This window comes from Idiomarina baltica OS145, from assembly GCF_000152885.1.
Classification (GTDB): Bacteria; Pseudomonadota; Gammaproteobacteria; order Enterobacterales; family Alteromonadaceae; genus Idiomarina; species Idiomarina baltica.
This window is the reverse complement of record NZ_CH672408.1, coordinates 24572-36682: the sequence shown is the minus strand read 5'-3', so window position 1 is coordinate 36682 and position 12111 is coordinate 24572. Positions and strand designations below refer to the sequence as shown.

Genomic DNA, 12111 nt, shown 5'->3' with positions numbered 1-12111 from the left:
AAATTATTCCTGCAAACTCGCATAAATTACCTCGGTCAACTGAGGCTTTTGACTATCAATTTTGATGGTATCTATTACTTGGTTAGCTGCTCGCTGCCAGTCACTTTCATTGGCTGCGTGAATCACAGCTAAAGGCTGTCCCTTTTCAACAGCTGCACCGAGTTCTGCAATTTCTGAAATGCCAACACTATAGTCCAATTTATCAATGGAAGTTAAGCGTCCCCCACCCAGGCTCACTACGGCATTACCTAAGTCCCGTGCATGAATTTGCGTAATATAACCGTTTTGCTGAGCGAGCACCGGTTTTATCACCTCTGCTTGCGGTAAGTAATCCTCCATACGTTCAATCAGATCATGAGGTCCGCCTAACGTATGTACCATTTTCTCGAATACTTCCAGCGCTTTACCTGACTCTAGCACCCTATTGACACTCTCCTTCGCGCTGTCCGAATTATCTGCAAGGCCCCCAGCTAACAACGCCTCTACCGCAAGCGCCACCGTCACTTGGTGCAAACGGTTGGGGCGATTATTACCTGAGAGGTAATCTATCGCACTTTTGACTTCAATCGCGTTACCGGCGCATGGCGCTAACGGCTGATTCATATCAGTGATTACCGCTCGCGTCGGCACACCCAACTGCGAGCCAACGCGGACTAACGTATCAGCTAACTCTCGTGCCTTTTGCTCATTATCCATAAAAGCACCGCTACCCGCTTTTACGTCAAGCACTAAACCATCCAAACCCTCGGCAAGCTTTTTTGATAAAATCGATGCAGTGATAAGGGGAAGCGACTCTACCGTAGACGTAACATCCCGAGTCGCATAAAACCGCTTATCGGCGGGAGCAAGTGACCCTGTTTGACCAATTATGGCGACTCCAACATCGTGGACAGCACGGCGGAAAAGGTCATTGGTCGGATGAGTTTGATAACCAGGTATCGAATCAAACTTATCGAGCGTTCCCCCGGTATGCCCTAACCCGCGCCCCGAAATCATAGGAACATAGCCACCACAAGCGGCGATGATGGGTCCTAACATGAGACTCACGTTGTCACCAACGCCCCCCGTAGAATGCTTATCCAGCACTGGACCATCTAGGTTTAGCGAGTGCCAGTTGAGCACATCCCCAGAATCCCGCATGTAGCGCGTGAGAAGGCGGGTTTCACGCTCAGACATACCATTTAAGAAAATCGCCATTGCCATCGCTGCGATCTGTGACTCGCTCACAGTCTCGTCGGTAATACCTTTAATGAACGCGGCAAGTGAGGCTTCATCGAGCTCACCTCCATCACGCTTAACGCGAATAATTTCTCGTGTAAGCGACATCGTTATCTCCTAGCTGTGTTCGATCAAATCTGTAAGTAGACTACTGGCTCCCAGGCGAAAGAATTTAGGGCATAGATATTCAGAGCCTAAAATACTTTCAGCTAGCGCAAAATATTCAACAGCGTCAGCCAGTGTGCGGATCCGCCCCGCGGCTTTAAATCCACATGCAGGATTATCCGTTGCTATGACGTGAAGCATTTCCTTAGCCGCCATTAGCGTCGCGTTGATAGGCACTTTCCCTGTCGATGTTTTGATAAAATCGGCACCATTAGCAATGCTCAACTGGCTTGCAAGGCGTATTTGCGCTGCGGTTTGTAGTTCACCGCTTTCAATAATAACCTTGAGTAACGCAGTATCACCGCACGCGTCTTTCACGCTACCAACAAGCTGTTCGCACACTTTTTTATCACCCGCCAACAACGCGTGATACGGCAGTACAACATCAATCTCATCAGCACCTGCAGCAAGCGCTCGTTGGGTTTCTTCAACCGCTCGTACAACGTCAGTACTCCCTTGAGGGAAATTGGTTACAGTAGCAACCGGTACGGTCGGTCCGACTTGAGCATTCAACGCTCGTTTTGCAGTCGTGACGTGCTCAGGAAAAACACAAATAGCTGCCACTTGATGCTCGTGATACCGCGCTTTTGCACATAGTGCTTCAATCATTTCAGGCGTATCTTGATTGCCCAATGACGTTAAATCCATGCACCGAAATGCCAACGCTGCCTGCTGATTCATAATAACCTCTTAGCTTATTTCTCTACGCATTACCAAGGCATCCTCTCGCCCCGAATCTGATGCGTAATAATTAGGTCGACGACCTACAATCGAAAAACCCGCCTGCTGATAAACATGTATCGCCGACGCATTCGATTCTCTAACTTCTAAAAACATCAATGCGTTATGTTTATCGGCATAATTTAGAATATCGTTCAGTAAAAACTTACCAAAACCTCTTCCTTGGTACCTCGGATCGATAGCGATGTTATGCAATGTCAGTTCATCTGCGACTAACTGTGTATTTGCAAATCCCACAATGCGCTTGTCCACCGAGATCGACCACCAAAGTGTGCCTGCACTCAAGGGCTGAAAAAATACAATTTCCGACCATGGGTAAGCGTGTGCTCGTTTTTCAATGTCAAACAGCACCGAGGAGGGTTCAGTGAGCGTTACCTCTATTTTTGACATTGTTGAATCGTGCGCCAGAGTGCCTTTTTTGCCGCGGGCGTCCTAATTTTTGAATTGACCTCATCCACGGAAATGACTAAATCAGCTTGTAGCGGAGGCTTTACTGCGGTGGGTCGCGTATCAAATAAAATTATTAGGTCTCGCAGCCATCTTGGCAATTGTACTGGAAGTGGTTGTGCGGAATTCAAGTATAATGAGCCAACGCGATACCAATGTATTCGCTCGTCGCTTGGTACCCGAGCTGACTGTGGCTTCAGCGTCCAGCGAGGGATCCCCATTTTATCGAGCACTTGAGACTGTTGTTTTGATAATTTCATCAGCTTTAGTTCCGCATAATTTACTACGCAGTTTAAAGCAGAGCGCTTAGATATGCTAGGTAAGAAAGGAAGCAGTGGCAGGGGCGGAGGGATTCGAACCCCCAACCGTCGGTTTTGGAGACCGCTGTTCTACCAATTGGAACTACGCCCCTACTGCAAGCGAGAATTATACTGACCTTATTGAAGGTAGCAAGCATAAACTGCCATCATAGCCACCGATCGCTGTTTATTTAATCAGATGACAAATCAAAGACCTTTTCTACCGTGTCCTCGACCAGTCTCGATACGTCGCGCTCAGACAGTTTAAAAGTCATCATTACGTTTTCTCTGAATACTTTCCAGTCTCTATCGCCGGCAATACTGCGGGTTTGCTTATCAATCGCATAACGCGCCAATCGATGAATCGCCATCAACTCGTCAATCGTCGATTTATGGCCGTCAAATTCAGTTAAAGCATCCGGCTCATAATAAAAATAGAACATCTTCACTAAGGTAGCGGGTAGTTGCCAATACTGAGCCAGCACGGCACTGGCAACAGCATGAGAAACATTCAATGATGCTTCTTCCTTTACTGCGATCTCACGCCAACCTAATCGGTCAGATTGTTTAACAAACGCGTCGTAGCCATCAAAATTTAAATATAACAGGGGTACTCCCGCGCCTTGGAATAAGCCAAACTGATAAGCATAATGTGCGAGTGATTCCCGCTTTAATAACCGAGCAACCACCATACATGCTTGCGCAGTCCATTCGTTGTAGCGCCAATAGTCTGCCAAAAAACCATGACTAATTAAGGATGCTTTAAGTGACGCGGCCCTAATCAGTGGCATTAACTGGTTGATGCCGAGTATCATGACGGCATGCTTAATCGACTCCACTTTATGAACGGGTCGATAAGCAGATGAGTTAACGACGCTTAAAACTTGGGCAGAAAGACTAATATCTTTTGTTATCAGCTCTGCCATCTTCTCAATACTAGGTTCGTCTTGCTCAACTTCTCGCTTCAACGCGGCAAGGGTTTCAGAACGCGGCGGAAGCGTCATGCGCATAATTTGCTGTCTTTGCTCAGAACTTAAAGCAACCGGCATTTAATAAATCTCCTCAACAAGAGTTTACTTTGCAGAGATCAACGTGCGATTATTTTTCGTAGTTAACCGCATGAAAAAAAACATTATGTCCACCCGCATCAAGAAACAATTTAAATATCTCTTAGCACTGTGCGCCCTGCTTATTTGTACTCATCTTCAAGCGAAGGTGGATGTGGCGTTCGACGGTGTCGAAGGCAGGCTGCTAGACAATATCAAAAGTTACGTGCAAATTGCCAACTTAAATCAAGATAAAGACTATCGTGCTTTTCAAATTCGCTTTCTGTTTAAGCGGGCAGAAGACGAAATTCGCACCGCTCTTGAGCCATTCGGTTATTATAACGTAGAAATAAAGAGTCAGCTCGACTCAACTGAATCGGGCTGGCAAGCGCGCTACTCGATAGCCTTAAATGATCCTGTTCGTATCGCTAGGGTTAACTGGAAACTTAAAGGGGATGCTGAAGACGATAAAGTATTTCGTTCGGTGTTGTCACAATCACCGTTAAAACAGGGGGCTGTATTTGAACATGCACCTTACGAACAAATAAAGACCCAATTACTCAGTCTCGCGGCACAACGAGGTTATCGCGATGCCGAATGGGAAAAAGCCAATGTACGAGTTGATATCGAGACTAATACGGCTGTCATTGATGCCATTTTTAGCAGCGGCGAACGCTATCACTTTGGCGATATTGAGTTCAATTCGGAGTACATCAGTGAGGACTTACTTCAGCGCTACCCTCGGTTTGAAAAAAGCGAAGCATTCAATACAAGTAGCTTGAGTGATTTACAAGTTAATCTATCTGAAAGCGGCTATTTTGAAACAGTGCAAGTAAATGCATTATGGGATCAAGCTGCCAAAAGCCAGGTTCCAATTCAAGTCGATACGACACCCAACCAACGCAGTCATTATCGCTTTGGTTTAGGGTATGGTACGGATACCGGCGCGCGTATTAGTGCAGGCTTTGATCGTCGCTGGATTAATCCCAGAGGACACCTATTTAAAAGCCAACTACAGCTGTCACAATTTGAAAGTCGGCTTACTGCGTTATATCAGATTCCAGGACCGCGCCCGCAAACGGACTCCTATCAATTCCGCTCTCAGCTCGCTGATAAGACAACAGATAGCCAAGAAAGCCAGCTTATTAAAATTGGCGCAGCAGAAATTCGAGCGTTCAACCACTGGCAATACGATATCGGCGCGTTCTGGTTGAACGAAGATTTTGAGATTGGTGAGCAACGAGGGAATGCTCAGCTCCTTGTTCCTACTGTTGAGTGGCGATTTCTCTCGGCTGATGAACGAATTAATATTAACCGAGGTTGGCGAGCTAATTTCAGTATTCAGACAGCTTCACGTGACTTACTTTCGGAAGCAGATTTGATTCGTGGACGATTTGAACTTAAATCCGTGGTTCCTTTACTCGATAGTTGGCGTTTGTTAGCCCGCGCCGAAGTTGGCGCGATGTACACCGATAGCTTTGAAGCGATTCCCCCTTCCTTACGCTTCTTTGCGGGTGGCGATCAAAGTGTACGAGGTTATGCTTATGAACAACTCGGACCGGAAGACGGTTCTGGCGATGTTATCGGTGGGCGCTACTTAGCCGTAGCCAGTGCTGAGATTGACTATCGCTTTGCAGAAAACTGGCGGATCGCAGCATTTACCGATATTGGTAATGCGATGTTAGAGCCCAATCAACCACTTAAACAAAGTGTGGGTATTGGTTTTCGTTGGATTTCGCCTATCGGCTCAGTTCGTATCGATTTTGCTCAGGCAATTGATGAACCTAATAAGCCGTGGCGCATCCACTTAACCATTGGACCGGATCTATAACTATGTACAAACGACTTGCAAAAGGCTTCTTGTTAGGATTAGCAAGCCTAATTCTGCTTCTGACAGTGTTGATTTACTCCGTATTAGGTACACAAACAGGAAGTCATTACTTGGTTAATAAGTTAAGTGAGTACTTACCAGACCAATTATCTTTCAGCCGTTATAAAGGCACATTACTCAATCAATTCGAATTTCACGGTTTAAAGTTAGATAGTCCAGCCTTTAGTTTGCACAGTGAACAGGTAACGGTTGACTGGTCGCCAAGCGACTTGTTAAGAGGCACAGCACGCATTAATTCGGTGACTTTCAAAAACGCTGAAGCCTGGATCCGCTCGAGCACATCGTCTACCGAAAGCACCAACGAAGGGCCTAAATGGCCGAGAGTCAGCTTACCTATCGACGCAGTATTATCAAATATAACTATCAACGATGTGATACTACATCTACCGAATCAACCTGCACAAGAGCTGTCTGTCACCGGCGGTTTAGCAATGCAACAGAATGGTGAACTGCAGGTTGAAGGCTTGAAGCTAACCCACCGTTACGCTGAAGTACGTGTTGATGCTGGCATTCAATTGAATAGCAGTGAGTCGATTAAAATCGATTCGACGATGAATATGCATGTGCCAGACTTACCTCAGACAAGTATGACACTGAAAACTCAGGGCGATATCCAAACACTTAACGGAAGCATAGTGACAAACGGCTCAATAGAGAGTGTGACTAAATTTACGGTTACCGAGCTTCTGGATCAGTTAAATTTTAAAACGCGTACAGAGGTGGCCGAGACAGATTTGGTGCCATGGGTAAAGAGTTTTGCAATAGCCGGCATTCAGAGCGCGAGTATTGAAGGCGATATTAATACGCAAGGAAGCCTCAATGAAATCGACATAACACCAAGCCTTAACTTATCTGTTAACGACCAAGCAGGTGAATTCGACGGTTACGTTCTATATCAAAAGCAACATATTCGGTTCACGCCACTCAACGTCTCGCTAAACGGTCAAGTAGCTGCTGATCTCGCTATCGAGGGTGCTATCGCACTCGACTCCGTGCCTCAATTTGACCTTGAAGTCACCAGTAAGCAACTTAACACAGAGCGACTTCGAGGTACTTCGATTAGTGACCTCAGGCTACTCGTTGAGGGGACTTTACGTGAGCTTTCTGTCTTACCTGAGTTCAAGATCAAAACAAATGCTCAACCAGAAATAGAGGTCGCTGCTGATATCGACGTCACGGATGAGCAACTGAACGTTACACAGTTGACGGTTGTACAAAACAATAACCAAATAACGGGTACGCTACATGCAAACCTCGCAAACCAACAGTTTGAGACAGACTTGCAAGGCGAGTGGCAAAATGACCCCATACAATTAAACGCGAATGTCCGCTATGACTCACCCTACATTTTTATTAATCGCTTTGCGTTAAATTGGCGCAGCAACACAGTAACCGCTAGTGGTGACTTACGCCCTGGCTCAGCTTTAAAATTTGATGTCGATATAACTGACTTAGCTGCACTACCCGTTCCAAACCTCGATTTGTCAGGAAGCCTAAATGCGAAAGGTAACCTCTCTGGCTCTATCAACGATCCTCAGGTTACCGCGCATGTTCAGTCGCCACACATTAACATCGGCGAAAGACGACTTAACGACATCAATTTAAATTTCGACGGTGATTTGTCTGAACAGACGACAAAGCTCAAACTCAGCTATCAAGATATTGCACTAGCCTTTGCGACAGATACAACAATCACTGAGAAAGAGCTGACAGCAAACATAACAGCGTTCAATATTGAGCAGCCGGATATTGGTCGTTTTGCCTTACGAGAAGTGAGCAAGCTTGAATATCAATTTAACCCCCAACAAGTAAAACTCACTGAACTATGTGTAAGTCAAAAAGACGAGCACGTCTGTATGAGTGCGACGACGAACGACCGTCGACTAACCAGTTCATTATCTGTTTCAGACCTTCCTATAAGCTTAGTTGAGCCATTTTTGCCTCTAAATAATCTTGCATTAAGCGGTTCTCTTTCAGGCGAACTCACGAACGAAGTCGACTTAGTCGATGCTCTCTCGGTAAATCAAATGGATGGTCGATTTAATGTTACCGATATGCGGATCGAACAAAATGAACAACATATTGACTTCGAGAAAGCTGAATTACGGATAGCAAAAGGCGCGGATGAAAAACGCATATCAACACGACTCAATTTACTGAGTGAAGATGCAGGCGCCGAAATTACAGCTGACCTAACACTTCCATCGCTGTTAAAGGCTCCCTCACTAGAGGGAACGATTAAAGCCCAACTGGACGACTTGAGTATCGTACAAACTTTTACCAACCAAGTTGCTCAAGTAAATGGCTCTTTAGATGCCGCAGTCACCATTGAAACTCGGGATGAACAAATACTGCTAACTCCAACGGCACGGGTTAATATCGCCAATGCCTTAGTCACTCGAACAGGTACATCAATTTCCGACACGACCGTCAACGTTTCCGGCAACAAAGGTTCTCCGCAGCTAACGTTGTCTGGTGAAGGAAAAGTAGGTGATGGAGACTTTACCTTGAGCGGTGAATTTAACTTAAATGATTTGACCGGCACCTTAGACCTCAAAGGCACCGACCTTGTTGTGATGGATTCACCAAGAATTCGTATCACTGCCACCCCTAATCTCAAGCTTAATCTGACAAAAGATATTATTGCACTGAACGGTGAAGTAAAGATACCAGAAGCAAACATTACACCTCCTAACCTATCGTCCACGATCACTCCTTCTCCGGACGTGACAGTTATACAACGCGAACGGGTTAAAGAGCAGTCTCGAACAATTAAAACTGACCTAAAGATAACGCTCGGTGACAATGTGCGGGTAGATGCCTATGGCTTTAATGGCCGATTAGAAGGCGCTCTGAATCTCGCGCAAACCGGGCAGTCTGTGCCTATCGGTAATGGCACAATATCGGTGGCCAAGGGCGATTATGAAATTTACGGTCAAGAGCTCTCCATTGACCGTGGCCAATTCATTTTTAACGGCGGTCCACTATCAAATCCCGCGTTAAATTTACGAGTAACACGCTCACTATCGGAAGTTACAGACGGACCCAATACAGTGGGTGCAAGAGTGATGGGTACCCTTAACCGACCCGAGTTAGACTTGTTCTCTGATCCCGCTATGCCAGACGCGAGTGTGCTTTCGTACTTGCTTTTTGGTCGCGGTCCATCCTCTAATAGCGAAAGTCAAAACCTAGAGCTACAAGCTGCTTTATTAGTCGGTGGTAAAACGACTGGCGCGCTTACTCAGTCATTAAAAGACACGTTCAGTCTAGATGAAGTAGCCATCGATTCAGAAACATCAGACGTCAACGACACGTCGCTTTATATTGGAAAATACCTTTCGCCGAACCTATATATCAAATATGGCATAGGGTTAATTGAATCAACTTCAAGCTTTTATCTTCGTTATCGCTTTACCGATAACCTATGGTTCGAATCCACATCATCAACAGAAAGCCAAGGCGCAGATATCATCTACAGCATCGAACGGTAGCGTGCGCCTTGGGCGCACGGGCCGATGTGGATTGTCGCGCACAATGCGCGACGTACGCGGCGCGGACGTAGCGTGCGCCTTGGGCGCACGGGCCGATGTGGATTGTCGCGCACAATGCGCGACTTACGTGGCGCGGTCGTAGCGTGCGCATTCTGCGCACGGCGCGATGTGGATTGTCGCGCAGGATGCGCGACTTACGTGGTGCGGTCGTAGCGCGCGCATTCTGCGCACGGGTCGGTGTGGATGGTCGCGCAGGATGCGCGACGTACGTGGCACGGGCGTAGCGTGCGCCTTGGGCGCACGGGCCGATATGGATTGTCGCGCACAATGCGCGACGTACGCGGCGCGGGCGTAGCGTGCGCATTCTGCGCACGGCACGATGTGGATGGTCGCGCAGGATGCGCGACGTACGTGGCGCGGTCGTAGCGTGCGCCTTGGGCGCACGGGCCGATGTGGATTGTCGCGCACAATGCGCGACCTACGCGGCGCGGGCGTAGCGTGCGCCTTGGGCGCACGGGGCGGTGTGGATTGTCGCGCACAATGCGCGACGTACGTGGTGCGGTGGTAGCGTGCGCATTCTGCGCACGGGGCGATATGGATGGTCGCGCAGGATGCGCGACGTACGTGGCGCGGGGGCGACGCACGTCTGGCGAGCAGGCATAAAAAAACCCCAGCCGCTTGGCTGGGGTCATTCTATTTGAAGTCTGGCGCCGCCACAGGCGCTCGCAGAGCTCGCACCGTTCAAGCGGCGTCTTGCCACATGGGTGGCAAGCCGAATTCCCGCTTTCACCCTACTCTCACGTAGCACACCACCAGAAAATAAAAAATCCCCCGTGCTTGAGCACGAGGGATTGTTTATTTGAAGTCTGGCGGTGTCCTACTCTCACATGGGGAGACCCCACACTACCATCGGCGCTGGTATGTTTCACTTCTGGGTTCGGAATGGAGCCAGGTGGTGCCATACCGCTATGGCCGCCAGACATAAACTGTCACAGCATGGATTCGGCTGATTGTTTCGCCACTCTCTTATTCAATTCGATAAAGCGTCTTACGTGCTCAACAAGCAAACACCTTGGGTGTTGTATGGTTAAGTCTCACGGGCAATTAGTACGGGTTAGCTCAACGCCTTACAACGCTTCCACACCCCGCCTATCAACGTCGTCGTCTGCAACGACCCTTCAGAGCACTTAATGTGCTAGTGAGAGCTTATCTCGAGGCTCGCTTCCCGCTTAGATGCTTTCAGCGGTTATCGATTCCGAACTTAGCTACCCGGCAGTGCCACTGGCGTGACAACCGGAACACCAGAGGTTCGTCCACTCCGGTCCTCTCGTACTAGGAGCAGCTCCTCTCAACTCTCAAACGCCCACGGCAGATAGGGACCGAACTGTCTCACGACGTTCTAAACCCAGCTCGCGTACCACTTTAAATGGCGAACAGCCATACCCTTGGGACCGACTTCAGCCCCAGGATGTGATGAGCCGACATCGAGGTGCCAAACACCGCCGTCGATATGAACTCTTGGGCGGTATCAGCCTGTTATCCCCGGAGTACCTTTTATCCGTTGAGCGATGGCCCTTCCATTCAGAACCACCGGATCACTATGACCTACTTTCGTATCTGCTCGACGTGTCTGTCTCGCAGTTAAGCTGGCTTCTGCCATTACACTAACCGTACGATGTCCGACCGTACTTAGCCAACCTTCGTGCTCCTCCGTTACTCTTTGGGAGGAGACCGCCCCAGTCAAACTACCCACCAGGCACTGTCCCCACACCCGATAAGGGTGCTAGGTTAGAACATCAAACATACAAGGGTGGTATTTCAAGGATGGCTCCACACCAACTAGCGCCAGTGCTTCTAAGCCTCCCACCTATCCTACACATGTAGGTTCAATGTTCAGTGCCAAGCTGTAGTAAAGGTTCACGGGGTCTTTCCGTCTAGCCGCGGGTACACTGCATCTTCACAGCGATTTCAATTTCACTGAGTCTCGGGTGGAGACAGCGTGGCCATGGTTACACCATTCGTGCAGGTCGGAACTTACCCGACAAGGAATTTCGCTACCTTAGGACCGTTATAGTTACGGCCGCCGTTTACCGGGGCTTCGATCAAGAGCTTCGCTTACGCTAACCCCATCAATTAACCTTCCGGCACCGGGCAGGTGTCACACCCTATACGTCCTCTTTCGAGTTAGCAGAGTGCTGTGTTTTTAATAAACAGTCCCAGCCACCTGGTCACTGCGACCACCTTCAGCTTACGACGCGAAGTCTTCACCAAAGGTGGCGTACCTTCTCCCGAAGTTACGGTACTATTTTGCCTAGTTCCTTCACCCGAGTTCTCTCAAGCGCCTTAGTATTCTCTACCTGACCACCTGTGTCGGTTTCGGGTACGGTCAACATGTACCTGAAGCTTAGAGGCTTTTCCCGGAAGCAGGGCATCAATGGCTTCGTACCCGTAGGTACTCGTCTCGTTTCTCGGCCTTAAGGGTCCGGATTTGCCTAAACCCTCAGCCTACTAACTTTCACCAGGACTACCAACGCCTGGCCCACCTAGCCTTCTCCGTCCCCCCATCGCAGTACATGTCGGTACAGGAATATTAACCTGTTTCCCATCGACTACGCGTTTCCGCCTCGCCTTAGGGGCCGACTTACCCTACCCTGATTAGCATGGGATAGGAAACCTTGGTCTTCCGGCGTGCGGGTTTTTCACCCGCATTATCGTTACTCATGTCAGCATTCGCACTTCTGATACGTCCAGCATGCTTCTCAACACACCTTCATCCGCTTACAGAACGCTCCCCTACCCAGTGTATGTATCCC

Annotated in this window: 7 protein-coding genes, 1 tRNA gene, 1 rRNA gene and 2 other annotated features; of the genes, 2 read left to right on the top strand and 7 right to left on the bottom strand. The window is 48.4% G+C overall.

Going from position 1 to position 12111, the window contains the following annotated elements:
* Positions 1-3: 3 nt before the first annotated feature.
* The 6 genes from deoA to OS145_RS10685 all read right to left on the bottom strand — a co-directional run bounded on the left by deoA (position 4) and on the right by OS145_RS10685 (position 3919).
* A complete protein-coding gene (gene deoA, locus OS145_RS10710; RefSeq protein WP_006956466.1) occupies positions 4-1326 on the bottom strand; it encodes a thymidine phosphorylase in 1323 nt (440 codons plus the stop codon).
* A gap of 9 nt (positions 1327-1335) precedes the next feature.
* The gene (deoC, locus tag OS145_RS10705) at positions 1336-2064 is read right to left on the bottom strand and encodes a deoxyribose-phosphate aldolase (protein WP_006956465.1); all 729 of its coding nucleotides are present in this window, start codon (positions 2062-2064) and stop codon (positions 1336-1338) included.
* Positions 2065-2073: 9 nt separating this feature from the next.
* Positions 2074-2514 (bottom strand): ribosomal protein S18-alanine N-acetyltransferase, encoded by a 441-nt coding sequence (rimI, locus tag OS145_RS10700; protein ID WP_006956464.1) that lies wholly within the window; start codon positions 2512-2514, stop codon positions 2074-2076.
* Positions 2502-2831 (bottom strand): hypothetical protein, encoded by a 330-nt coding sequence (locus OS145_RS10695; protein ID WP_006956463.1) that lies wholly within the window; start codon positions 2829-2831, stop codon positions 2502-2504. The genes rimI and OS145_RS10695 overlap by 13 nt, the downstream gene beginning before the upstream one ends.
* A 75-nt stretch (positions 2832-2906) precedes the next feature.
* Positions 2907-2983 (bottom strand) — tRNA-Trp (locus OS145_RS10690).
* A gap of 78 nt (positions 2984-3061) precedes the next feature.
* Positions 3062-3919 (bottom strand): HDOD domain-containing protein, encoded by an 858-nt coding sequence (locus OS145_RS10685; protein WP_006956462.1) that lies wholly within the window; start codon positions 3917-3919, stop codon positions 3062-3064.
* 70 nt (positions 3920-3989) lie between these two features.
* Between OS145_RS10685 and OS145_RS10680 the strand changes: the two genes are divergently transcribed.
* Together OS145_RS10680 and OS145_RS10675 are read left to right on the top strand one after the other, a co-directional pair.
* Complete coding sequence (locus OS145_RS10680; protein ID WP_006956461.1) at positions 3990-5747, top strand: autotransporter assembly complex protein TamA; 1758 nt, start codon at positions 3990-3992, stop codon at positions 5745-5747.
* Between the two features lie 2 nt (positions 5748-5749).
* Complete coding sequence (locus OS145_RS10675) at positions 5750-9298, top strand: translocation/assembly module TamB domain-containing protein (protein WP_006956460.1); 3549 nt, start codon at positions 5750-5752, stop codon at positions 9296-9298.
* An 864-nt stretch (positions 9299-10162) separates the two neighbouring features.
* Here the strand turns inward: OS145_RS10675 and rrf are convergent.
* Positions 10163-10278, bottom strand: a 5S ribosomal RNA gene (rrf, locus tag OS145_RS10670).
* A 116-nt stretch (positions 10279-10394) separates the two neighbouring features.
* Positions 10395-11267, bottom strand: a sequence feature (23S ribosomal RNA rRNA prediction is too short).
* Between the two features lies 1 nt (position 11268).
* Positions 11269-12020, bottom strand: a sequence feature (23S ribosomal RNA rRNA prediction is too short).
* Positions 12021-12111 lie beyond the last annotated feature (91 nt).

Excerpts from the sequence above, each read along its gene's own strand:
- deoA (WP_006956466.1), bottom strand. The coding sequence starts at position 1,326 with ATGTCGCTTACACGAGAAATTATTCGCGTTAAGCGTGATGGAGGTGAG.
- deoC (WP_006956465.1), bottom strand. The coding sequence starts at position 2,064 with ATGAATCAGCAGGCAGCGTTGGCATTTCGGTGCATGGATTTAACGTCA.
- rimI (WP_006956464.1), bottom strand. The coding sequence starts at position 2,514 with ATGTCAAAAATAGAGGTAACGCTCACTGAACCCTCCTCGGTGCTGTTT.
- OS145_RS10695 (WP_006956463.1), bottom strand. The coding sequence starts at position 2,831 with ATGAAATTATCAAAACAACAGTCTCAAGTGCTCGATAAAATGGGGATC.
- OS145_RS10685 (WP_006956462.1), bottom strand. The coding sequence starts at position 3,919 with ATGCCGGTTGCTTTAAGTTCTGAGCAAAGACAGCAAATTATGCGCATG.
- OS145_RS10680 (WP_006956461.1), top strand. The coding sequence starts at position 3,990 with ATGAAAAAAAACATTATGTCCACCCGCATCAAGAAACAATTTAAATAT.
- OS145_RS10675 (WP_006956460.1), top strand. The coding sequence starts at position 5,750 with ATGTACAAACGACTTGCAAAAGGCTTCTTGTTAGGATTAGCAAGCCTA.